A 24,441-nucleotide genomic window follows, 5' to 3' on the forward strand; every position below is an offset into this window, starting at 1 on the left:
AATTGAAGGTATTAGGGCTGATTTGTGAACTAATTCTAACTGCTTCATTTTTAAGAAATTGATATTGAGACTTTAAAAACTTTAGACAAAATGTAATTAATGATTTTTTTGCTTACTTTTTTTACTTTTATTTTAAGCCGTTTATCTAAACTAATATGTTGAATTTCTAGTTCTAGCGCCGAAATCAATGATAAAACTTCAACAGGCTTAGAATAAGTTGCTTGTTTTAAATTATGGGTTGAATCATGCCTCCATTTTTGATAATTTAGTATGGCTTTTTGTTTCAACTCTTTTTCTTCGGACAAGGTTAATTTGATCGCTTTTACAAAATGCAACTGTTTACAAGCTTTAAGCATGATACAAAGGTGATCAATCCACTCATCGAAGCTTTGAGAGGGAAGTTGATGAACGCTATAACGACGTTTTACTAAATCAATATTGGGTCTTGTATTTTTGCTTCCTCCATTTTTCAGAAAATCCACAACCCAACGAGTCCAATCTAACTCAGGATGACGAAGTGATAAAAATTGGTCAGCGCATCTGATTGCTTCATCTAATTTACCTTTACAAAGGAGCGCAATGATAAAATAAGCCCACTCCACGGGATCAGGATCTAAAGCTTTATAGAGATTAAGCGTGTATTTAATGGGGGTTAGAACCCAAAGTAGTCCCCCATCAGCATGACCTTGATAGAGCTTGCAAAGTGCCAATCGTAACTGCGGTTCAGGCATCCAGCAGATATGCTCATGAACCTGAAAATATAAAGCTTCTGCTTCTTGATATTGACCAGCTAAAAGTTTTTCATCTCCTTGACGGAGAAGCTCAACTATTAATCCGTTGCAGGTAAAGTGTGCAATTTTAGCGTTAGATGATTCTCCTACAATAGAAAGGGATTCAAAAGGATTGGCTTGAACGATCTTCTGATGGGCTTGAAGCTGATTGTGAAGATTATACCATTGTAAAATTTGATCTCGATGTTTCAAAGTATGTCGAGAGTGGACTAGCTGATATCCAGCATCAATAATTTTCTCTAGTTCATCTAAGTTTTGAAATAGATAATCTAGTTTTTCTAATACATCTGTATTATTAGCAAAAACACAATTTTGTAGATCAACAAAACCTGCGGCTTCAAGAAACGGAGTTTTTTCGGTGAGTAGACAAGCTTTAGACGCTGGAATCTCAAAATGTTTGCGAACAACTTCTTTCGCTATAGTGCCGCAAGTTGGTACGAACCAAGAAGCATTAATTGTTTTAGCATACTTTTCACCGTAGAGCATTCGCAATTCTGCATTTTTTCCGTATCCTAAATGAGGACAAATCAGTGATGGATAATTTTGTGAAATAACCTCATTGATTTGTTGCCGCCAAGGATAAAGTGAATAGGTAGATCCCGTCAAAAGGACAGGTATAACCTTAGATTGACCATAATCTCGATATAAAGCAGGATCAATAAAATTGGGCCAAACAAATACGTTTTCCGAAATGTCTGGTGTGTATTCAGCAGTCGTAGTACAAATAGAAAAAAAAGTATCTATCCCCCAATGTTCCATATCTGAAATAAAACCAGCACGTGCTTCACACCAAGAGTCACCGTTATGCAAACCTAGTTTAGGAATCTCTGATTGAGTGTTAGTATTGCTAATTGTTAGTCGATAACAATGGCGATAGTTAACCCCACTTTCAAAAAGTGTTAGATCGGGTTGGTATCGCTCACAAATCTGGGAATAGTCACAATCTTCGTTAATGACGGTTATCTCAAAAAATTCTGATAGACATTTGATATGTTGTTGTCTGTGTAAAAAAACAAATTGAGAGAGATTTTGATCATTTTTGAACTGAAAAAATACCAGTTTTGGTTTGACTAAAGTCTCCATATTATTTTTTGGCTAAGTTAGCGTTGATGCTAAAAAAATAAAGTAGAAAGGTCAGGTAGTAAGTTAGTAAATTACGAATGACACTTCCTAAACCGTAGTTAAAGAAACGGTAGAAATTGATTTTGATGTAATTCCAACTAAAAATTGCTGGTCAAGCAAGTTATGATATAGCCTCAAATCAGCAGGACAGTCTGCGAGTATCTGCTTGAAACTGTGTAGCCGTTCCTCCTCTGAATCACTATGACATGGTGCATAGTGGAAATTGCCGCCAAACATGACGGCTGGAACTTCTCGGCCTGGCAGTTGCAGTTGTACCTCCTTAATAATCAATTGCAATTGACTTCTTTCTAGGGTGTAAGATACGTTGAGTGCGATTTGTGTGGGAGTGATGCCATTTTTCTGCCAAACCGCTTGATTCAGAAGCTTTTCTGTCATGTATTGGTGGGCAGTTAGGGATCGGTTTTCAAAAGTGATAAATCGGATCGGATTGATCCCGATCGCATGATAATCAAGATGGGGTAGTGTTGTCAGATATTGGCTAACGATTTGAGGGGTCTTTAACGCTTCTAGAGGTTGATCTTGGGCGAGGCGTTCCCCAAAAATAACGGTCTGATAGTTAGCACTAACTGTTATTCCGTTATCAAATCCAACCTGAGTAAACGCAGGCGAGAAGGTAGGGGGGCCTACCAGTTTCCAATCTGTTGGCACGATCCCGCTACCTTGTAGGAAATTGGGCGTTAAAATTGCAGGATTATTGTTACTGATGGCTAAGACAATTGAAATGTCTTGCAAATCTAGTTCTTCAAACGTGTATTCTTCCATGAGCTTTACCTATCAAAATTTGGGAGTGGGATAGTAGTAAATGTGTAGGGATTTTAGCGATTGAAAGTATTGCTACACTGTTTCTAAATCCCTACATTTTGCGTACTAACCATTAGGGGATAATGATCCCAGCACTGGGAGTCATTGGTATAGCACCCATATCGGCGAAAATATTAACAGCAAATTGTTGAGCGCGAGGATCGGTTCGTGGATCGTTGAGACGATCGCTATCTAACCCCCATACCCAATGATTAGAGCCAATCGAAAAAACTCTAGCACCACTAGCAGTTGTAAAACGGACAGCATTCGCAACAGTCACATTTGTTCCAGAAGGAAGATCGGGAAGATCATCGGTTGGAATAACATTTGATTGTCCTAGAACAACCAAACCAGGTGGAGTAAAGCCATTATTAACCACTGAATCCCACTCATATCCGACTAATCCTCTGAGAGGCCCGCATTCAGGACAACAGCCATTGTAGTAAGGATCTGAAGGATTGATCGGGATAAAGTCAAATCCCTGAGTACCCCCAAATGTATTCCCTGTGTACATAATTCCCATCAGAGCATTTTCTGGACGATTGACCTCAGAGCTACGGAATGTAGTTGTGGCTTGAGAAACATCATTTTGGGCAACTGGGTCAAGCCCCCAACTCTGTTTGTAACAAACCATGACGCGGTTAGCCTCTCCAGAACTTGAGGGTTCAAAGCGAACACGCCAGTAAGCAGTATTAGAAGAAAAGAAAGCTAAATTAGTTCCTCTATCACGGGCTTGCTCGACATGATCTCGCATTTCCATCGACCAATATTCATCGTGGCCCGCTGACAAAAATGTTCTTTGGGAGTACAGCTGCAAAGGATTGACCGCTACATCTAGATTTGTGTAGTATGAGATATCGTAGCCTTGCGACTCAAGCCAGCGTACTTTATGGTATTCCCAAGCCAACATATTATTGACGTTGTAGCCATCATTATTGACTGTACCTAAGTGAGTGGGTGCCATAGGTCGGTCAAAAGAAACAGCAAAAGCTCGTTGCTCACCACTACTATTCGCATTATATAAGCTATAACCTCCATAATTGTTATAAGCTTGATAGGTGGTAAAACTTGCCTGGAATCCAATGTCAGCAGGACGCTCATCATCACGAACCGCAAACCAGATTTGAGATTGTTTATTTGATGAGATTTCCGTTAACTTCGCAATATATAAACCACTCGTCCAATCGTTACCCACCAGCACATTGTAAGAAGTATTCCACTTATACTCAACTAATTTGGTCGTCGGATCAGTAGTTGGCCCTGATTGAGTTACTCCATCGAGTTCACCACTACTAACAATAAAGCGACCGCCATCACCGCCGTAATAGCCTAAGCGATAGATATCAATCCTATATTTACCAAGTTGTTTTAAGGAAACTTTAAGCGGTAAATATCCTCCTTTATTAACGCTTGTTGCTGAAGCATAACCAGCAATTTCATTATTGTCAGCAAGATCAGTAATCTCCCAATTTCTCGTCCCAGGCTGTTGGTTTTCAAGAACAATCTGATTTTGGGCTGCAATAGTTACTTCTTTAGTAAGAGCGTTTTCACTGGTACCGTGAGCATCAGTATAGGTCGTAATTGCTCGAACTTGCTTATCTAAAAGCGAGGAGTTAATCGTTAACATCTGTGCCGACGCTCCACTAAGATTACTCCAAGTATTGTTATTAAACACTTGCCACTGATAGGTAATGGTTACATTTGTTATTCCATCATCATCAATCACATTTGCTTTTAACGTCTGACCACTAACTGCACTGCCACTGAGCAGCGTTGCTCCAGGATCATTGATATTAGTAACAGCGATCGTATCTGCACTAAATACATCTTCACTACTGCCAAGAACATCAATATAAGATACTCGTACACGCACTGACTTATTAACCTGTTCATCGCCTAAAACCAGCGTTTTTCGATTTTCTTCGTCAATATCGCTCCAAGTTCCATTGTCTAACTGCTGCCACTGATAATTAATCGTTACATTACTTAATCCATCAGTATCGGTGACCGTTGCCGTCAGGGTTCGATTTTCCTCGACGATGCCACTAACAGTTGCTGTGCCTGGATTATTATTGACAGGTGGTGGATTAACGACAAAAATGATATCACGGAAGTAGTTTGAGTTCTTAAATGATTGAGTTGGTAAGGTATTCGGCTGTCCATAAACCCCATTAGAGTTATCAGCAATGGTTCTAAAATCGCCACTGATAATGGAATTCCCTAAACCATTAGAGATTGCCACATAAGAGCGGTTGCTATTAACTGAAACAATATATGTTGTATTAGCTTGAATATTTAAGGGTGTCTCTAGGATTTGTTCTTGCCAACCTGAGGGGGTTTCGTTAATAAACGTTACACTCGCTAATAACGTGCCTGACGTTGACCAGATTTTACCGATATGGGTTCCTATCTCATTAGCTGCTTTCCAAAAACGAATTCCATGAATCTGTCCTGATCTTAAGCTGGTAAACTCCATCCCAAGTTCGTAGGCATTGCCATCATTTAAATTAGTTTGGGTTGGGGTTAAAGCTGGTGTGAAAAAGGTATCTAAATGAGCGACGATCGGAATAGTTGGATTACTAAAGAGTGTTTCGTTGGTACCCAGAGTATCGGTGTAGTCTGCTCGCAGACGAATTTGTTGACCGACAAAGCTGCTGTTTAGCTCGATGCTGGCTGTAGTTGCTCCAATGATATTCGTCCAAGTGCCATTGATCAATTGTTGCCACTGATAGTCAATAGTGACGATCGTTTCTATTCCAGAGAGTCCATCATTATCTTCTACTAAACCGATTAAGATATTGCCTTGTTCACGTCTACCATTAATGCTAATGGAGCCAGGATCATTAACATTAATCACCAATGGAGTAGCCACACTAATTAGCTCTTCACTATTGCCTTGTTCATCAACATAATTGACCATTACCCGTAATAATTTATTGACCTGAGCATCGCCCAAGGTCAGAGTTTCTCCCGTGGCTCGCTCAATATCTGTCCAATTTCCATTATCGAACTGCTGCCACTGATAATTAATCGTTACATCGCTTAACCCATCAGCATCACCGACGATCGCGCTCAGGGTTTGATCTTCTCTAACGGTGCCAGTAATCGTCACTGTACCAAGATTATTGTTAGCAGGTGGAGGAACAACGGCAAAAACGACATCACGGAAGTAGTTTGTATTTTCAAAAGATTGAGTGGGTCGCTTGTTGATCTGACCAAAGACTCCATTTGAGCCGTCTGCTACTGTTCTAAGGTCACCACGACTGATTACACTGGCTAGCCCTCTAGACGTTGCGACATAGTAACCGTTACTATTGACCGAAACGATATAAGTAGTATTGGCTTTAATATTTAAAGGAACCTCTAGATCCTGCTCCTGCCAACCCGAAGCGGATTCATTCTCAAAAGTTACACTAGCCAGTAAAACGCCTGAAGTTGACCAGATTTTCCCTGTATGGCTTCCGATTTCACTGGGTGACTTCCAGAAACGAATCGCTTGAATCTGCCCTGCCCTGACACTTCTAAATTCCATGCCAAGTTCATACACACTTCCATCGCTCAAATCGATTGAGTTTGGAGTTTGGGCTGCAAATACGTTTTGTAAGCTGATGGCAATTGGGTTAGTCGGCTCACTGAAAATGGTTTCATTCCCGCCCTGAGCATCTGTATAGTTGGCACTGACCCGAACGAACTGACCGACGACAGTACTATCTAGGGTGAGAGTTCGGTTCGTTGCGCCAGTTAAATCAATCCAGGTACCATCTTGCAATTTTTGCCATTGATAGTTAATCGTTACTCCTGCCAGACCATCAATATCACTAACCGTAGCCATCAGGGTATTATTTTGAGCGGTTTTTCCACTAACGGTGATCACACCGAGATCATTAACATTACTAACAAGCGATGTTGGATCACTGATCGCCGTTTCGTCGTTGTTTAGATCATCAGTATAACTCACCTGGACTCGGACTGCTTTGTTAACTTGTGCAGCACTCAGGGTCAGGGTTTGGCTGGTTGCTCCGTCAATATTACTCCAAATGCCATTGTCTAATTGTTGCCACTGATAGTTGATAATCGTTCCGCCTGCACCCTCAAGATCAACAACTGTTGCCGTCAGAGTTTCACGTTCTTGGGCTGCCCCACTGATCGTCACCGTACCAGGATTATTATTACCTGGAGCCTCATTGACCGCAAAAACGACATCGCGGAAGTAGTTTGTATTTCTAAATGATTGAGTCGGCAGTGTATTGGAGTCACCAAACACCCCGTTTGAACCATCAGCGATCGTTCTAAGATCACCACGACTAATCACATTCGCTAAACCGTTTTGCGTTGCTGCATAACGATTATTGCTATTGACTGAGACAATATAGGTTGTATTCGCTTGAATCGTTAAAGGATTCGTCAACAGTTGTTCTTGCCAACCAGAGGCAGTTTCATTCTCGAAAGCCACACTCGCTAATAACGTGCCTGATGTTGACCAGATTTTACCGATATGGGTTCCTGTTTCATTGGGTGATTTCCAGAAGCGAATTGCTTGAATCTGTCCTACCTTAACACTCTTAAATTCCATGCCAAGTTCGTAGGAAGATCCATCGCTTAAAGTGGTTTGGCTAGGGGTTTGATTGGCGGCGAACAGAGTTTGTAAACTGATGGCAATTGGGTTAGTTGCTTCACTAAAGATGTTTTCGCTACTGCCAAGAGCATCAGTGTAGTCGGCCCTGACGCGAATAATTTCACCGACCAAAGAACTGGTTAACGTCAGAGTTCGGCTGGTCACTCCAGCCAGATCAACCCAATCTCCATTATTCAACTTTTGCCACTGATAGTTGATCGTTACACCTGATAATCCATCATTATCGCTGACTGTAGCCGTTAGGGTGTTGCCCTGTGATGTTCTACCAGTAATTCCAACGATACCTAGATCATTAGTATTACTAACTACAGTTGTCGGATCGCTAGTGATATTTTCGCTACTTCCTAAAAGATCAATATAAGTCGCTTTTACCCTAACTGATTTATTGACTTGAGCATCATCTAAAGTATAGGTTTGCTGAGTTGCTCCAGTAATATTACTCCAAGTACTGTTATTTAACTGCTGCCACTGATAGTTGATGGTTACTCCTGATAATCCATCTACATCATCTACAGTAGCCGTTAGAGTTTGGTCTTCTTGAACTGTACCAGCAATGGTCACTGTACCTAGGTTGTTTTCGGTTGGTGGTGGCTCAGGAATAAAGACAATATCCCGAAAGTAATTTGTGTTATTAAAAGATTGAATCGGTAGTGTATTGGGATCACCAAATACCCCATTGGAACCATCGGCAATTGTTCTAAGCTCACCACTACTAATTACATTAGTCAAGCCACTCGGTGTTGCAGCATAGTAAGTGTTAATATTAACTGAAACAATATAGGTCGTATTGGCATTAATATTGAGTAATGTGCTTAAATCTTGCTCTTGCCAACCTGAAGCGGTTTCATTCGTAAAAGTCGTACTTGCCAGCAGTTCTCCCGAAGTTGACCAGATTTTCCCTGCATGAGTTCCTGTTTCACTGGGTGCTTTCCAAAAACGAATGGCTTCAATTTGTCCGCCTCTAACACTACTAAACTCCATACCCAATTCATAGCCAACGCCATCGGTCAAATTGGTTAAGCTAGGAGTGGCCGTCGGCGCAAATAAGGTTGTATTTAATAAACCCTGATAGTTGTCGATCAAAGAGGATATAAAAGGTTGAATCGTTTCGATACTGCCAATGCTATATTCTAGTGTCCAGTCACCTCCTTGGTGAGTTTCGCCTGTTAAATTAGTGGAAGCAGCAACATCTGTACCCGTAAGAGTGCTGATCTGTTGGATAAAGTTCTGCCCTGCTTCTTGATCTGCTACATTACAGCCAAAGAATAAAAGATCTGCATCAGAAGTCAGAGCCGTAGACCATTGCTGTAAGTCTGAATGGTACTGTTGAAGAGAATCGGAAGTCAGATGACTACTACCTAACTGTAGCTCGGCGGTATTGCCATGTGAAATAATGACAACACTGGTTAGATTCTGATAATAATGCAACGTTTCTGTAATTTGAGTAATTCCATCTCGACTCGCATCTAATAAGACTTTGACATCAGTATTTAGACTCGCCAAAATAGTATTGATATCAGAAACATTTGTGTCAACAAAAGCTAAGGTTCTTGGAGGAGCAAAATAAGAATCTGTTTGCTCTCTAGTAGAGGAGTTAAGTGAGTTAAACATAGAAGTTTCGCTTAATTTAAATTTAATTTATGATAGTTTTTAATAGCATGAGATATAAATATAAAGAGTTTGATATCGAAACCCCTACGATGTATATAATTAAAAAACTGTTGTAATAAATGATTTAAAAATAAAATAATCAAAAAATCGCCTTAAGAAAAAGCTCAAGGCGACGACATTGGTTTTAATTGAAACTTTTTAGACTTGACAGGCAGTTTTTAAGATATTAACAATATAGTCTTGCTCCGCTTCTGTCATTTGATAATAAAGTGGTATTAAAATAGCGGAATCTTGAGCCTGTTCGCTTTCAATTAATGATTGTTCTGCTTTAAAGTGTTTTAGATAGGCGGGTTCTCGGTGAGCGCACATAATCCCCCGTCGCGTCGCCACTCCCATATCGAGCATTGCTTGCATTAACTGTCGTTGGTCTAATTGATTTGGTAGACGAACACAATAGCTCTGCCAATTACTTTTTGCCCATCTGGGTTCTGTGGGTAATTTTAATTCTAAATCGCTTAACTTTTTAGAATACTGTTGGGCGAGGAAACGGCGACGGCTGACAATCTCTGGTAGGCGTTTGAGTTGTTCGCGTCCGACAGCAGCTTGAAGATCCGTCATGCGATAGTTATACCCCAACATGGGATAGGATTCAAAAATTACCTGTTTGGCTCCATGACGTACAGTATCGGAAACATCCATGCTGTGTTGTCGCCAGAGGTGAAAGAGTCGATTCCATTCAGGATTAGCTGTGGTAATCATTCCCCCATCACCTGTCGTAATCACTTTGCGCGGGTGAAAGGAAAAGCAGGCAATATCTCCATGAGGTTTACCGATTTTTTCCCACTGCTCGTCCCAGAGAATTTCACTACCAATGGCACACGCGGCATCTTCAATTACAGGTAAATGATAGTGATTAGCGATCGCCAAAATCGCTTTGAGATCACAAGGCATTCCCATTTGATGAACCACCAAAATAGCACGAGTGCGATCGCTGATAGCATTTTCAATTAACATCGGGTTGATATTATAGGTTTGGGGTTCAATATCGACAAATACAGGAATTGCCCCACAGTAGCGAATACTATTTGCTGTGGCTATATAGGAGTGGCTGACGGTAATTACTTCATCATTGGGTTGTACCCCAACGGCTAAGAGGGCTAAGTGTAGAGCCGTTGTACAATTAGAAACTGCACAGGCATATTTAGCCCCGACGGTTGCCGCAAACTCTTGTTCAAAAGCCGCAACTTCTGGCCCCTGTGTGACCCAACCTGAGCGAATTGCACGAGTGACCGCCTCGGCTTCTGCGTCTCCTAGCCAGGGTTTAGCGATGGCAATGCTTTGTTTTACTTCAAACATGATTGATTTCCTTGACCTGCTTTTGTTGGTACCACCAATTGACTAACCGTCGTAATCCTTCTTCTAGAGAGACTTGTGCTTTAAAACCCAGAAGTTTTTCTGTTTTACTAAGATCAGCTAACCGCCGTTGCACAGGATTCACTTTACGTTCTGGCCGATATTCTGGTGCCAAATCTGAACCCATTACTTTAGCTAAATCATAAGCAAGTTCATTAAGACTCGTTTCAATGCCACTGGCAATATTAAAAGCTTGATCCGTGACATTGGCTTGAGCAGCAAGGATATTCGCTCTGGCAATATCTTCAATATAAATAAAATCCATCGTCTGCTGACCATCACCGAAAATCAGAGGTGGTTGTCCTGCGGCGATACGTTCCATCCAGCGAATCAGAACTTCTGTGTAAACACCATAAATATCCATGCGCGGCCCATAGATATTAAAGTAGCGAAGTACAACATAGTCTAAGCCATACATTTGATAGAAGCTGCGTAACAACCCTTCATTAAACGTTTTGGTTGCCCCATAAATCGTTAAGTTGTTGTAGGGATGATGAGCCTCGGTGGTGGGAAATTCTTCTGCCATTCCGTATACTGAAGCGGATGACGCAGCAACGACTTTTTTCACACCCGCTTTGACGGCTGCTTCTAAAACGTTGAAAGTACCGTCTGCCATAACTTCCAAGGCAAGACGAGGATCTTCGGCGCATTGGGTGATCCGAATTGCGGCTTGGTGAAAGACCAGATCAACATCCTGCATCAAATCCGCTAAAAGGGTACGATCTCGAATATCACCTTCGACCACTTTTACAGATCCTTGCTCCAGTGACCAGGATAGATTTTGTAGGCATCCACGGCTAAAGTTATCGAGGATGATAATTTCGGCAGCTTGTTCTTGAACTAATAAGTCAGCGATGTGAGAACCAACTAAACCCGCGCCACCAGTAATTAAAATTCTGCTATTGTGCATCTTGTGTCCTACTTTCTAAAGTTTCAGATCCTTCTCGCCATCGGAGAAAACGGGCAGGAACCCCAACGACGATCGCATAGGGGGGTACATCCTGAGTAACAACGGCTCCAGCACCGACGATACTGTGTTTACCAATGGTCACACCAGGGAGAATTGTGGCATTCATACCAATATCGGCTCCTGTTTCAACTTTGACGGATTTGATTTCCAGAGTTGTTTGAATAATGGGAGCATCTAGGGGAATACCCGTATGAGTTGAACCCAGTACTTTTGCACCTGGGCCCCAACCCACATAATCTTCGATGATTAAATCACGAGCATCAAAATAACTTTGTGGGCCGATCCAAACGTGATTACCAATCCTACAAGTCCCATCAAATCTACCTTGGATGTAGCTTTGTGAACCGATAAAGACATGATCACCAATTTCAAAGGTTTCTAAATGCTTAAAGCCGACCTGACTATTAATCTGAACCTGATGACCGAATTGACGGGCTACAGCACGCCAAATTGCCCGCCGCATTAATCGCTCAAAATCACCATCACTGGCAACAAAGCGGGCGTATAGATCAATTAATGATTCAGGAGTATACTGATGCTTTAAATATTCTGCGAGTTCAATTTCAAAGTTAGGATCGAGTTTGGTGTCTTGTAAGCCATGCACAGGCTTGACCAGTCTTGATTTTAAACTCATTTTAGCGATTTCATTCACGTCAGTTTTTTTCTCCTTTTAATAGCACTCTGCTGTAACGATAACCATTGCAATCTGCATTTGTAACTTTGAGTGAGTTCAGCAAACATCGGTAGGGAGAGGACTTCTTGGGCGGCGGCTTCTGCTTGGGGAAAATCCCCTCTCTGATAACCGAGATCGGCATAAGCGGGTTGGAGATGGACGGGAACAGGATAATGTATTCCTGTTTGAATTCTCTGTTGACTGAGGATTTGTTGAAGTCGCTCCCGTTTAGAGGTGCGGATTGCATAAATATGATAGACATGATGGCTATAAGGCATGACAGTCGGTGTAAGGACTTTGGAGTCTGCCAGTAATTGGTCATACCGTGCAGCATGGCTACGCCGTGCTTCTGTCCAAGCATCTAAATAACGTAACTTAACGCGCAAAATAGCCCCCTGTATACTATCCATCCGATAGTTGTAGCCTCTGAGAATATGGTGATAGCGGCTGGCTTGTCCCCAATCACGTAACATCTGAATGGTACTTGCATACTCAGGATTATTCGTGACGACGATTCCACCCTCTCCATAAGCTCCTAAGTTTTTGCCAGGATAAAAACTAAAACAACCTAAGTCGCCGATACTTCCGACACGTTGCCCTTGATACTCGGCGCGATGAGCTTGGGCAGCATCTTCGATCACGACTAAACCATACCGCCGCGCGATTTCTAAAATCGGCTCCATATCGGCGGGCTGACCATACAAATGTACGGGGATAATAGCTTTGGTTCGCTCTGTGATAGCTTTTTCAATTTGTGTGACATCAATAGTGTAGGAAACGGGATCAATATCCACAAAGACAGGACTAGCACCCGTATAGCTAATGGCCGCTACGGTCGCAATAAATGTGAATGGCACTGTAATCACCTCATCCCCTACACCAATGCCAGCCGCGAGTAGGGCTAGGTGTAAAGCACTGGTTCCCGTATTAACTGCAATCCCATATTCGGCATCGCAATATTCGGCAAATTCTACCTCTAAATTGGTTACATCTTCGCCGAGAACATATTGTGTACTTTCTAAAACTTTTAAGACGGCGGTATCGATTTCATCTTTAATACTTATGTACTGTTCTTTTAGATCGACAAAGGGAATCATGCAGCCACCTCAGCTAAATCTAATTCAATCAAGCGACCTTGTTTCTTTAAAGACTCTGTCGCAGCTTCAAGAATTCTGACGACTCGCAGTCCTGCTTCCCCATCGGTAATCGGCTGTTTTCCGTGTTCAATACAACTGATAAAATGTTGAGCCTCTACCCGTAGTGCTTCGGTCATTTCTAACTTGGGGGCCCACATATCCCCAGTGCGATAACCAATCAACATTTTATAAAGATTTTCTGAACTGCCATTGAGGGTAATGCCTTTATCATAAACTTTGAGTTTTTCACTTGGTTCTAAGTCGTCAAAAACAATCATCTTTTGGTTGCCACCAATCAAGGTACGACGCACTTTAACGGGGGCTAACCAGTTGACATGAATGTGCGCCATTAAGTTACCTGCAAAGAATAACGTTAGATAAGCAATATTTTCGGGTTCTCCTGCAATATGACTCATTCCTGTTGCTGAAACTGCATAGGGATGGGCTTGTAAGACATAATCCATCATCGAGAGATCGTGAACCGCGAGATCCCAAATGACATTAACATCATGCTGAAATAGCCCCAGATTGACTCGTACCGAATCATAGTAATAAATATCCCCTAATCCCTGATTTGCGACTAACTCTCGCATTTTTTGAACGGCCCCTGTATAAACAAAAGTATGATCCACCATCAGTACTAGATTGCGCCGTTTCGCTTCGTCAATCAACCGCATTGCTTGTTCCGATGAGGGAGTCATCGGTTTTTCGACCAAAACGTGTTTACCCGCTTTTAAAGCCGCTAAAGCAAGATCAAAGTGCGATGAAACAGGAGTAGCGATCGCAATTGCATCGATTTGGGGATCAGCAAAGAGATCGTGACTATTCGTCGTAACTCTTATTTTGGGATATCGTTCTTGAACCTTGTTCAGTCGTTCTAAGCTAAAATCACTGACCATACTGACTTGAACGCCTGGAACTTCAATAAAATTGCGAACGAGATTCGGCCCCCAATAGCCATAACCAATAACACCGATATTAATCATTTTTTTCCTGATTTTTATTAAAATTGATGACCGTTTAGAACCATTTCGAGTTGATCGCGTTTTTCTCGAACATCGCCAACAATGCGGCTCGGAACACCAACGACGATCGCATAGTCTGGAACATCACGGGTCACGACTGAACCCGCCCCGATGATCGCTTTTTGACCAATGGTCACACCTGGTAAAATCGTGGCATTACTCCCAATAGCCGCTCCGAATTTGACAAGTGTTTCCACCGTATCCCAGTCTGAATCAGTTTTTAAAGTTCCATCTTCATTCGTGGCGCGGGGATACACATCATTGGTAAACATCACGCCGTGACCGATAAACACCTCATCTTCTAGAATCACTCCTTCACAGAGAAAACTGTGGGATGAAATCTTACATCGACTGCCAACCAATACGGTTTTTTGGATCTCGACAAAGGTACCAATCTTGGTATCATCGCCAATTTCACAACCGTAGAGATTGACCAAATCGGGTTGAAAAATTTTTACGTTTTTGCCTAACTTTACGTCTTTACTGACTGCCATGTTTCCTCATTTTCTAAATCAAGATTTTTTGCTTGTTTCCCAAACCGCTTCTTCTAAATAAGTACACTCATCAGCTTGCCATTCATAATTAGGACGTTCTGTACCGTGCATAATGACTTCAAATCGACAAATATTGGTTAAAGATTCCAACAGAATATTTGGAGAGCGACGCTCAGAAAACCAGGTTCTTAAGGAATAGGAACCCATATACAGCCGAAATTTAGGAACTTGACAGCGCACGATAAACAATCCTGATTCACTGTGATAGGGGAGTTGAGAATCAAATAACCAAAAAATACAAATTGGATATTCTAATTCATTGAGAATTTGAAATGAGAAGCTTAAACAGTCTTGGGGGTCACTCACCTGTAAAGCAAATTCAAAGGTAATCGGTTGTCCCCAACAATGAGTTCCCTGGGGATCAGAAGTTAGGACTTTGGCCCAGGCGATGTAATTCCCTGTTTTGTCCAACGGTGCTTGATAATAAGCAGGCTGTTCACCCTCAACGGCTTGTCCTGCAATATATAGATGAATGGCTTTATTTGTCTGGCCATCAAACTGGATATTGCCCCGAGAAAGCAGTAAGCAACGTTGGGTCAGTTGAGCAATTGCTTGCATACTATGACTGACAAACAACACGGTTCGTCCTTCTTTATTGGCAACATCCCCCATCTTGCCTAAGCATTTCTTTTGAAAAGATGAGTCCCCCACCGCTAGTACTTCATCAACAATTAAAATTTCGGGTTCTAAATGGGCGGCTACCGCAAAGGCTAGGCGAACATACATTCCAGAAGAGTAACGTTTAACAGGAGTATCCAGAAATTTCTCGATCTCAGCAAAAGCGACGATTTCATCAAATTTCTTTTTAATTTCCTGTTTGGTCATGCCCAAAATGGCACCATTGAGATAAATGTTTTCTCGACCCGATAATTCAGGATGAAACCCCGTTCCAACTTCTAATAAACTGGCAACTCGACCTTTGATGGCAATTTGTCCTTTAGTGGGTTCTGTAATTCGGCTGAGAAGTTTAAGCAGAGTCGATTTACCCGCGCCGTTGCGTCCAATGACCCCGATACATTCACCTTGATTAATCTCAAATGAAACATTGTTAATCGCCCAAAACTCTTCGTGAGTTCGTGAAACTAGATTTTTCTGATTCGGTTGGAAAAGTCTTGTGGTTAATGATTTGGCTTGAGAGGCGATCGTTTCTCGCAGCGATTGATAATTATAAACTCCTCCTGAGAGATGATCAATTACATATTTTTTCCCTAAATTTTTGACCTGAATCACCGTTTTAGACACGTTTTTACTCCTCTAGATCACATCCGCAAAGGTACGTTCTGTTTTGCGAAAGTACCAGATACCGCTAGATAGCAATAAAAAGACTAAAGCAAGAGACAACACAAACCCTGTGCCATCAATGCTGTACTTCTCGCCTAAAATCGCCCAACGAAAGCCATCAATCACCCCCACCATTGGATTTAGAGAATAAAGTAACCGCCAATTTTGCGGAATAATCTGACTACTAAAGCCGACTGGAGAAATATACAAGCCGAATTGAACTAGAAATGGCACAATATAGCGAAAATCACGATATTTAACACTTAATGAGGCTAACCATAAACCAGCCGCCATTGCCGCCGCAAATGCAATTAAAATAAACAACGGCAAGGTGAGGATTCGCCAGCTTGGGACAAAATTATACCAAGCCATTAGTCCGAGCAGAATTATGCCCGAAACCAAAAAATCGACAAAGCTGACAACGACTGCGCTCGTGGGAACAATCAGCCGAGGAAAGTAAACTTTAGAGATCAAATTAGCATTGTTCAATAAGCTAGTACTCCCTTCTGCTAAAGAATTCGCAAAAAACTGCCAGGGCAACAATCCCGCAAAGACTAAAATGGGATAGGGAACGCCCTGTGAGGGTAAATTGGCTATTTTGCCGAAAACAATGGTAAAGACGACCATCGTTAAAAAGGGTCGCAGCAAAGCCCAAGCCATCCCAATCACAGTTTGTTTATAGCGAACGAGGATGTCCCGCCAAGCAAGGAAGTAAAACAGTTCTCGATAATTCCATAAGTCTCGCCAGTATTGCTGTTCAGTTTGACCTGCTTTAATGATGAGTTCAGTTTGATGGGTTGACATAAGCTCTCAATGGGTTCAATTAAAATAATTTTTTAGTAGGCATCCGAACCCATAACCACGCGAGGAATGGTCATGATCAGCAGTTTAGCGTCTTTCCACAAAGACCAGTTTCTCAGATATTCCAGTTCACATTGACTCACGGCATCTAAGTCACGGAGGCTAGATCTCGTGGCGACCTGCCAAGGGCCAGTAATTCCTGGTAATGCTTTGAGTCGTTTTTTTCCTGGTGATTTGAAGCGTAGTGCATCATATAAAGCCCAGGGACGCGGGCCGACTAAGCTCATCTCACCGCGTAGCACGTTGAGTAGTTGGGGCAGTTCATCGAAACTAAATTTACGCATCCAAGCACCTAGAGGTGTAACACGGGGATCGTTTTCGCATTTATGAAGTCCTTGTTGATCTTTCATCACTTCATGGTGTAGATTTTCGGCTCCTGCAATCATGGTACGAAACTTAATGATTTCAAAGAGTTGACCACCTTTACCAACTCGCCATTGCCGAAAGAAAATCGAACCTGGGGAGGTGATTTTGAGGAGTCCTGCCAGAATGATGAGTAGAGGACTTAGGAGGAGCAACAGGACAAAAGCAGCTATCCAGTCAAGTGTGCGCTTGAGCCACCAACTGGGAGAACACTGTTTTTGAAAAAATTTGTCTCGATTGGGAACTTTTAGAATGACTCTTTTGTTTGCTTTTTTACAAGCATCAGCCCAAAACTGAATCCTAGCTTCTCCTAACTGAGGATCTAGACAAACTAATTTGGCTGAAGAGTGCTGTAAACAGCTAATCAACCACTCTCGATTACTCAGTGAAGGCATGGTCAAAGTTAAGTTCTGAGCTTGTTTGATCCACAAAATATGATGTCGCCATTTGAGGGTGCAGGAAGTTAAGTTCGGATTTAAGCGTTCTGCTCGTTTTCCTAAGATGTGAGGAAGCGTAATCAGTTGAGGGTTTTTTAGTAAGATACTGGTGTTCATCAAAATATTGTGGCTTCATACTTTGCTCTACAGCAAGGGCAAGCAAGCCACACCTCCATTTAAAAAAGTTTTAATTATTGTTGTTAAAAGCTCGCAAAAGAGAAAGCGATTCTCTTTCTGAGGCAGGGAGATTGTTGTTAATTAGAGATCTCGCTCCGTTGGCAACAATTCCAACAGGGGTCAGCTTACTCAGCAAGGTAATCGACTCAGCTAATTCAGCTTGCGTCACCTGATCGAGCCGTCCTACCATGATCACCCCTTTGGCACAAGAGGCGATTTGAATCGCATCTACCCCCCCTAAAATAGCAGGTGTGTCCAGTAGAATCAGGTCATAGTTCTGCTCGAAAGATTGCACTAATTCTTTTAGTGAACGCGAAGCTAGTAATCTGACAGGATCTTGGGGGCTGGGGCCTGCGGTTAACAAGTCGATTTCGATATCGACTAAGTGAACGGTATGGGGAACGACTGGCTCAATTCGACTCACTAAAAGGGTCGAAAGACCTTTGTCATTCGGTAGTTCAAAGTATTGATGCAAAGTCGGCGATCGTAAGTTGGCATCAATGACCAAAACTCGTTGATGTAAACGCGACGCACTAAACGCTAATCCCAAAGTTAAAGTCGATTTTCCTTCACCTGCGACGGATGAGGTAATAACTAAAGAGGTTTGAGACGCACCCGCGTTCAATAGTTGGATATTTTGATAAATATAGTCAAGAGACTCTCGAAACGGTTGCCATAAGAAAATGTCAAGAGTTGGTAAGGGACTCTCTGAAGGCACTCCCCTCGGTAAACTAACGTTAAATCGACTTGTTAAAGTCTGCCATTTTGGGGTCACTCCAAGTAAGGGTAAAACTTCTTGTTGCTTCAACTGATCAGCAGAATGGACGGCATCATCCATACTCTCGCGTAAAAAAGCCGCCATTCCTCCAAGAAATAAGGCAACAATTCCGTTAAATAACAATTTTTTCTTAATATTGGGGCCGAGTTTGTATCCCAGTTGGGGAGACTCGACAACCTGCCAGTTAAATCCACCTCGATTGAGTTCTACTCCTAACTGTTGTTGCACTTGAAGCAGTTGCTGAACAACCGATCTCCGAAATTCGGCTTGCTGAACAATACTTTTATACTCAGTAATTAAGCCTGGAAAATCGTTGATTTCGGCTTTCAATTCCTGTTTTCTCTTTTCTAGATTTTGACTTCGTACTGCCAAAACGGATAACTGAGTTTGCAGTGCCATGAGTTGATTTACTAATGCTAAATCCTGTGGACTCAATTGTTGAACTTGAGCATTTTTGGTTGATTGATTTAAAGTGGTACCGATTAAATTGTTTTTTTCTTGAACCAGTAATTGGTCTAATTTTTGTCGTTTTTCTAATAATTCCTCCATAATTGGGTTTGCATTAGTCAGCTTGGCACTTTGTTCGGCAATGCTAACTTCAATTTGAAACATTTGATTTAAGAGATTTTGGTACTTAGAAGATTGACTCAAGCGAGCAAAGTTCAGTAAATTTGTCATTGATGAGCTTTTAAAGTTTGACTTTAATTGGTTGTAGGCTACTTCTGCTTCTCGCTTTTCAGAGTTGGTAGCTCTTAATGACTGCTCGATCGCCACCAGATTTTGTGTGACTAAATTCGCTTCAGTTTCTGGCTCAATCAAATTATTCTGACTGCGAAATTTTTTGAGTCTTGTTTCTGATTCAGACAAATCTTTTCGAGCAGTTTGTAATTGTTCTTCAACAAAACTTAATCCATTAACCAAACGTTGCTTTTGCTGATTTAAGTTATAGTCTCGATACACTTTTTGAATGGTGCTTAAGATTTTTTGCGCTTTTTGGGGATCGTCACTAATATAATCGGCTCTGAAAATTTTGGTAGGTTTTTCGTTTTCGATTACTTGAGTTAAGACTAAAGAGTTTTTGATTTCATCAATATTAATCGTTGGATATTCAGGCTTTAGAATTTCTACCGCTTTTTGGATCAGTTCAGAACTTCGCATTAAACTAAGCTGTGTTGCATAGTCTACTTGAATCGTTGTATCTGTAAAGTTTTTGATGGAATTCTGCGAGCTATTATCTTGATAATTCGGTTCTACTAATAACTGCATTGAGCTTTGATAAGTCGGTTTTTCTCTAAAAGCAAATGGAATTAAGGCAATAAAAGTACTAATAAATGTTAAGAGAAACCAAAAACGCCGATACCATAAAATCCCTAATAACTGACCGTATCCCCCGCTCGTTTCAGGAGAGACATCATAATTATTTTGTGTTGCCATCGGTTTATATCACTATTCATTAAAAATAAACTCAAGTGAGGCTTAATAACTAGCTTTCTCAGTTGCTTTATCAGAAAAAAAGCCCAAAACGTCTTAACATAGCATTCCTTTCTTAGCTACAAAATGACTTGTTCTTCTAAAACAATCTGCATTACTGCTTTAATTTTTTTGAAAAAAGCTTCTTGAGAGAAATTGCTCATCGCATGATCCCTAATCTTGGCGTAATTCCACTGTTTTTCTTTTACTTCAACAAGAGCAGATTGGAGTGATTCAGGTGTCTGTCGTTGAAATAAAATGCCTGTTTTTCCTGATATCTGTGTATCTAAAACTCCTCCTGCTCCATAGGCTACGACTGGCGTACCACTAATATTTGCTTCAATTGGAACTAGACCATAATCTTCAAAAGCTGCAACAATCACCGATAACGCTTGTGACATTAAATAGGCTCGCATTTCATCACTGACATAGCCTAAAAATTTGATATTATCTAAGGCTTTTGATTCTAAATATTGCCGTTCAGGCCCATCACCAATCACTAATAAAGGCCAACCTAGCCAATTAAAAGCTTCGACAATTAAGTCAATTCTTTTATAACTCAACATTCGGGATGAAACTAAGAAAAAATCATTTTTACGTTCTGAAAATTGAAATTTACTACTGTCAATTGGATAATTAATTACAATTGAGTCTTGTCCATATATGTTTTGAATCCGTTGAGCAACGACACTAGAATTGGCAATATAAATATCAGGCTCTTTGGCATATCTCAAATCATCTTTTCTCATGACTTCAAAGATTTTGCGAATCACAGGTGTCCAAGTCTGATAATCTTTATATTCGTTCAAATAAGTAGAAGTATCCCAAAGAAATCGCGTTACATTATGACAAAAACAAATGTGTTTAGCATTCGGATTCTTTTTAACGGCTTTGGCAAAACTAGAAGTACTGCTGATAATTAAATCATAACTCTGTAAGTTAAGACTTCTAAAAGCGGGAAAGTACAAAGGAGCTAATAAACGAAAATAATGACTTGCCTTGGGCAATTTTTGCAGAAATGTTGTATGAACTGAACGTTCATCTAGTACAATTGTTTTTGTTGGCTCATACAAAGCAGTAAATATATCAGCAGTGGGAAAGTATTGGCAGAGTAGTTCAAATACTCGCTCTGCACCACCTTGCTGAGTTAGATAATCATGAACTAAAGCAATTTTCATGTTTTTTGCCAAAAATGAATGTAAAAGCGTATCTAGTCTGAAAGCTCTCTACCTAAAATGATTCAGACTTTATCTGGGTGCTATTTCAGCAATTTTGGTTGATTTAGGATTGTCAGTTTTACTCTATGGACAAATTCGATGCAAGCAAGTTCTAAAGATTTTTAGTCGTTTAGAGTCCAAATTTTTTCTATCTATTCATCCCTAAGCTAGATCTCTTTGATCTAAAAACGAAATAAAATTTATGAAGTTTATGAAAATTGTCACACTTATCCTGTTTTACAAAACTTTGTAGAATGCACTCATTGGTGTCTTTTCTAAAAGTTACAACAGCAATACGCTGTCGCCATGAAACTATGACCAGTAGCCAGAAGACCACTGTATTTTGGATTCAGTTTTTTAGGAATATCCCCTTTACAAATCATCCCTAAAAACCGAAGTAAATTCAGGACTGTTTATTTTTAAATACGAGTCACACACAAAAATAATATTAATACATATTGTATATAAATAGTCAATTAGTACACATTATGTTTTGTAATTATTTTTAATGGTGTTATTTAACTCACTTAGTTCTGTATCAAGCGTTTTATCGTAAAAACCAGTTCTTTTTTGTTACATATGATACAAAATCAAGACAAGATTTGTAATCATTCTTAATGAATTAAGATAATTTTGTTAGTGAGCGGCTCGACTCTAATCGTTTATTTAACAATTTGTACTTTTCAAGATCCTAGCAATTTTGCTAAGAAATAGCATCTTAGCAAAAATTCATATTTTTGGGACTTAAGTATTTTCATAATCAAAATAAAAACAATTAAGTGACCTTTTAACGACTTTTGCTCTAAAAGACGAATTAAGCTGTGACCTTTTAATGACTTTTGCTCTAAAAGACGAATTAAGCTGTGACTTTAATTCTTAAAATTCTAAATTATACTGTGATCTAGAAAGTTATTACGGGTCTACTGACTTGAAGTTGTATCAAGTCTTGGAAAAACCTATGAATTAAATAGTTTCTGTAGTCAAATTTAAAATTGTTAGTTATCAAAGTGTGACTTTTTTAAGTTATACTCTAATTTTTTTGCAATTTTTTGCTGTCCGAAAAATCGTTTAAGTACATTATTTATTGAAACTTATTTTCATTTAATAAATATAAATGAGTGTTGATTGAAGATACAATGCCTAACAAAAGAAGAACTAGACAACAAACTCAACAATTTTTCTGTCCGATTTGTCAACAACGTCTTTGGCGTTCTGGAGGAACAAAGTACCATTTGTACTATCAAGGAAAAGCTGAAATTCAAGAAAAGCTGAATATTACTAGCAAACGAGCGAGTTTTATTGCAACTCACCATCCTGTTTATGTAGATGCCAATGTTTGGCTAGAGGAGTTTTTTTGTAAAGTAGACCTAAAAATGTGGCTACGATTATCTAAAGCTTCAGATGGGCTACTTCATTCTCGTCTAGCAACTCAGGCAGATTGGGAAAGATCTGTTAAGACACCCGATCCAGATTTACCTAATTCAACTGTAAGTGAGTTTACTTATCGGATGAGTCGTCGAACAGGGCAACATTTAGCTAGATACGAGATGTGAATTCCTAAAAAAGTGCCATAATCGCTAGAAATTCAAACTTTAGCTAAGATTAATCTCTACCCAAAGTACAATGAAAGCCTCTATGCTGCATCTCACAATTGAAGGGTATAGCAATTCATGGTAATAATATGGCACTCAAATTAACTGTCCCAACTCTTAATAGTTCTGACGCAGCCGACACCATTAAATCAGTCATTCTCAGTTCCGAACCCGATACTCACATTGATATCAATTTAGAAGCAAAAACAATCACCCTCGATGGGGAAGCCTCTGAAGAAACCTATAAGCAATTAATCGAAGCGGCGGGCTATCAGATTAGTACCAAATAATTGATAAGTGCAAGTGAAAAATTATGAAACGTTTTAGATTGTGGCTTATTGGCTTTCTAGCAATCATTGCTTTTACAACAACGGTATATGCACAATCTAAGCCAAATGTCAATCAAATAACTGAGCAAGCAGCACTCCCTCAAGCAAAAGTGATCGGTCAAATTGAGCCAGTCGTTCAAATGAATGGAGCAATGCCAACGGGTGTTACCGTATCTCAAGAAGGAAGAATCTTTACTAACTTTCCTCGCTGGGGTGATCAAGTTGATTTTACCGTTGCCGAAATTAAAAACGGTCAGCCAGTCGCCTATCCGAATGCTGAGATTAACAAACCTAATTCTAGTGACCCCTCTAAATCCTTCGTTTCAGTTCAAAGTGTCGTCATCGATCCTCAAAATCGGCTCTGGATTTTAGATACTGGTAGTATTAATTTTGGCCCGACAACGTTTGGCGGCCCGAAATTGATTGGAATTGATTTGAGTCAAAATCGCATTTTTAAAACGATTCTTTTTCCGCAAGAAGTTGCTTTACCCACCACTTATCTAAACGATATACGTTTTGATCTGCGTCGAGGACGGAGTGGTATGGCTTATATTACTGATTCTTCAGGAAATGGCCCTAATGGTATTATTGTCGTCGATCTCGATTCAGGGCGTAGTTGGCGGAAACTGAATGACCATCCCTCAACCAAAGCAGTACCAGGATTTTTACCCAGTGTCGAAGGACAAGTATTACTCGAACGGATGCCGAATCAACCGCCTAAACCGATTAAACTAGGTGCAGATGGCATTGCGATTAGTGCGGATGGCAAACAATTATACTACTGTCCTCTAGCCAGCAGAAAGCTTTATAGTGTCAGTGTTGATGCGCTGTCTAATGAGCAGTTGTCAGATGAGCAGGTGGCTAAAACAGTCGTTGATCTTGGTGAAAAAGGTGGCGGTTCGGATGGTTTAGAGTCAGATGCCCAAAATCGAGTCTATTTGACCAATTACGAACAAAATGCTATTCAACGACGTTTAAGCGATGGCCAAATCGAAACCCTTGTCCATGACCCTCGTGTACTATGGCCTGATACGATGTCACTGGCTAATGACGGTTATCTGTACTTCACAGCCAATCAACTCCACCGTCAAGCTAGATATCACAATGGTCAAGATTTACGAATCAAACCCTATAGCGTAATGCGTGTGCGTGTGGATGCCCAACCAATTAAATAGGATTTTAG

17 protein-coding genes are annotated in these 24,441 nt (G+C 40.6%); 3 read left to right on the top strand and 14 right to left on the bottom strand.

What is annotated here, in order from left to right; genetic code table 11:
• Positions 1–50 precede the first annotated feature (50 nt).
• From CFPU101_RS04125 to CFPU101_RS04205, 14 genes are all read right to left on the bottom strand, one after another.
• Complete coding sequence (locus tag CFPU101_RS04125; RefSeq protein WP_206814057.1) at positions 51–1,874, bottom strand: glycosyltransferase; 1,824 nt, start codon at positions 1,872–1,874, stop codon at positions 51–53.
• A gap of 87 nt (positions 1,875–1,961) precedes the next feature.
• Positions 1,962–2,696: a hypothetical protein gene (locus CFPU101_RS04130; protein WP_206814058.1), complete on the bottom strand. Its 735-nt coding sequence runs from the start codon at positions 2,694–2,696 to the stop codon at positions 1,962–1,964.
• A 112-nt stretch (positions 2,697–2,808) separates the two neighbouring features.
• Positions 2,809–8,982, bottom strand: coding sequence for a DUF4082 domain-containing protein (locus CFPU101_RS25415; RefSeq protein ID WP_242577753.1), 6,174 nt, complete (start codon positions 8,980–8,982; stop codon positions 2,809–2,811).
• A 198-nt stretch (positions 8,983–9,180) separates the two neighbouring features.
• Positions 9,181–10,338, bottom strand: coding sequence for a DegT/DnrJ/EryC1/StrS aminotransferase family protein (locus tag CFPU101_RS04155; protein ID WP_206814059.1), 1,158 nt, complete (start codon positions 10,336–10,338; stop codon positions 9,181–9,183).
• Positions 10,331–11,305: an NAD-dependent epimerase/dehydratase family protein gene (locus CFPU101_RS04160; RefSeq protein WP_206814060.1), complete on the bottom strand. Its 975-nt coding sequence runs from the start codon at positions 11,303–11,305 to the stop codon at positions 10,331–10,333. The genes CFPU101_RS04155 and CFPU101_RS04160 overlap by 8 nt, the downstream gene beginning before the upstream one ends.
• Entirely contained in the window at positions 11,295–12,017 is a 723-nt protein-coding gene (locus CFPU101_RS04165) for a DapH/DapD/GlmU-related protein (protein ID WP_242577754.1), read from the bottom strand. Before CFPU101_RS04165 ends, CFPU101_RS04160 begins: the two co-directional genes overlap by 11 nt.
• On the bottom strand, positions 12,014–13,135 hold the full coding sequence (locus CFPU101_RS04170) for a DegT/DnrJ/EryC1/StrS aminotransferase family protein (protein ID WP_206814061.1): 1,122 nt from the start codon (positions 13,133–13,135) through the stop codon (positions 12,014–12,016). The genes CFPU101_RS04165 and CFPU101_RS04170 overlap by 4 nt, the downstream gene beginning before the upstream one ends.
• Positions 13,132–14,160: a Gfo/Idh/MocA family protein gene (locus tag CFPU101_RS04175; RefSeq protein WP_206814062.1), complete on the bottom strand. Its 1,029-nt coding sequence runs from the start codon at positions 14,158–14,160 to the stop codon at positions 13,132–13,134. Before CFPU101_RS04175 ends, CFPU101_RS04170 begins: the two co-directional genes overlap by 4 nt.
• A gap of 17 nt (positions 14,161–14,177) precedes the next feature.
• Complete coding sequence (locus CFPU101_RS04180; RefSeq protein WP_206814063.1) at positions 14,178–14,693, bottom strand: acyltransferase; 516 nt, start codon at positions 14,691–14,693, stop codon at positions 14,178–14,180.
• An 18-nt stretch (positions 14,694–14,711) separates the two neighbouring features.
• Positions 14,712–15,995 carry an ABC transporter ATP-binding protein gene (locus tag CFPU101_RS04185; protein WP_242577755.1) on the bottom strand — a complete coding sequence of 428 codons (1,284 nt, stop codon included), beginning with the start codon at positions 15,993–15,995 and terminating at the stop codon, positions 14,712–14,714.
• 12 nt (positions 15,996–16,007) lie between these two features.
• Positions 16,008–16,838, bottom strand: a complete 831-nt coding sequence (locus CFPU101_RS04190; protein WP_206814064.1) for an ABC transporter permease — start codon at positions 16,836–16,838, stop codon at positions 16,008–16,010.
• Between the two features lie 32 nt (positions 16,839–16,870).
• Positions 16,871–17,812: a heterocyst development glycosyltransferase HepC gene (hepC, locus tag CFPU101_RS04195; RefSeq protein ID WP_206814065.1), complete on the bottom strand. Its 942-nt coding sequence runs from the start codon at positions 17,810–17,812 to the stop codon at positions 16,871–16,873.
• A 70-nt stretch (positions 17,813–17,882) separates the two neighbouring features.
• Positions 17,883–20,084 carry a tyrosine-protein kinase domain-containing protein gene (locus CFPU101_RS04200; protein ID WP_206814066.1) on the bottom strand — a complete coding sequence of 734 codons (2,202 nt, stop codon included), beginning with the start codon at positions 20,082–20,084 and terminating at the stop codon, positions 17,883–17,885.
• Positions 20,085–20,200: 116 nt separating this feature from the next.
• Positions 20,201–21,298 (bottom strand): glycosyltransferase, encoded by a 1,098-nt coding sequence (locus CFPU101_RS04205; RefSeq protein ID WP_206814067.1) that lies wholly within the window; start codon positions 21,296–21,298, stop codon positions 20,201–20,203.
• 1,175 nt (positions 21,299–22,473) lie between these two features.
• On the opposite strand from CFPU101_RS04205, the gene CFPU101_RS04210 reads away from it, so the two are divergent.
• From CFPU101_RS04210 to CFPU101_RS04220, 3 genes are all read left to right on the top strand, one after another.
• The gene (locus CFPU101_RS04210) at positions 22,474–22,890 is read left to right on the top strand and encodes a hypothetical protein (protein WP_206814068.1); all 417 of its coding nucleotides are present in this window, start codon (positions 22,474–22,476) and stop codon (positions 22,888–22,890) included.
• 128 nt (positions 22,891–23,018) lie between these two features.
• Complete coding sequence (locus CFPU101_RS04215) at positions 23,019–23,219, top strand: copper chaperone (RefSeq protein ID WP_206814069.1); 201 nt, start codon at positions 23,019–23,021, stop codon at positions 23,217–23,219.
• Positions 23,220–23,242: 23 nt separating this feature from the next.
• Positions 23,243–24,433 carry an L-dopachrome tautomerase-related protein gene (locus CFPU101_RS04220; RefSeq protein WP_206814070.1) on the top strand — a complete coding sequence of 397 codons (1,191 nt, stop codon included), beginning with the start codon at positions 23,243–23,245 and terminating at the stop codon, positions 24,431–24,433.
• Positions 24,434–24,441: the final 8 nt, after the last annotated feature.

The organism is Chroococcus sp. FPU101 (assembly GCF_017312365.1).
Classification (GTDB): Bacteria; Cyanobacteriota; Cyanobacteriia; order Cyanobacteriales; family Microcystaceae; genus Chroococcus.

Coding starts and splice junctions, on each gene's coding strand:
- CFPU101_RS04170 (WP_206814061.1), bottom strand. CDS start 13,135: ATGATTCCCTTTGTCGATCTAAAAGAACAGTACATAAGTATTAAAGAT.
- CFPU101_RS04130 (WP_206814058.1), bottom strand. CDS start 2,696: ATGGAAGAATACACGTTTGAAGAACTAGATTTGCAAGACATTTCAATT.
- CFPU101_RS04215 (WP_206814069.1), top strand. CDS start 23,019: ATGGCACTCAAATTAACTGTCCCAACTCTTAATAGTTCTGACGCAGCC.
- CFPU101_RS04175 (WP_206814062.1), bottom strand. CDS start 14,160: ATGATTAATATCGGTGTTATTGGTTATGGCTATTGGGGGCCGAATCTC.
- CFPU101_RS25415 (WP_242577753.1), bottom strand. CDS start 8,982: ATGTTTAACTCACTTAACTCCTCTACTAGAGAGCAAACAGATTCTTAT.
- CFPU101_RS04205 (WP_206814067.1), bottom strand. CDS start 21,298: ATGAAAATTGCTTTAGTTCATGATTATCTAACTCAGCAAGGTGGTGCA.
- CFPU101_RS04180 (WP_206814063.1), bottom strand. CDS start 14,693: ATGGCAGTCAGTAAAGACGTAAAGTTAGGCAAAAACGTAAAAATTTTT.
- hepC (WP_206814065.1), bottom strand. CDS start 17,812: ATGAACACCAGTATCTTACTAAAAAACCCTCAACTGATTACGCTTCCT.
- CFPU101_RS04155 (WP_206814059.1), bottom strand. CDS start 10,338: ATGTTTGAAGTAAAACAAAGCATTGCCATCGCTAAACCCTGGCTAGGA.
- CFPU101_RS04160 (WP_206814060.1), bottom strand. CDS start 11,305: ATGCACAATAGCAGAATTTTAATTACTGGTGGCGCGGGTTTAGTTGGT.
- CFPU101_RS04125 (WP_206814057.1), bottom strand. CDS start 1,874: ATGGAGACTTTAGTCAAACCAAAACTGGTATTTTTTCAGTTCAAAAAT.
- CFPU101_RS04190 (WP_206814064.1), bottom strand. CDS start 16,838: ATGTCAACCCATCAAACTGAACTCATCATTAAAGCAGGTCAAACTGAA.
- CFPU101_RS04200 (WP_206814066.1), bottom strand. CDS start 20,084: ATGGCAACACAAAATAATTATGATGTCTCTCCTGAAACGAGCGGGGGA.
- CFPU101_RS04210 (WP_206814068.1), top strand. CDS start 22,474: ATGCCTAACAAAAGAAGAACTAGACAACAAACTCAACAATTTTTCTGT.
- CFPU101_RS04220 (WP_206814070.1), top strand. CDS start 23,243: ATGAAACGTTTTAGATTGTGGCTTATTGGCTTTCTAGCAATCATTGCT.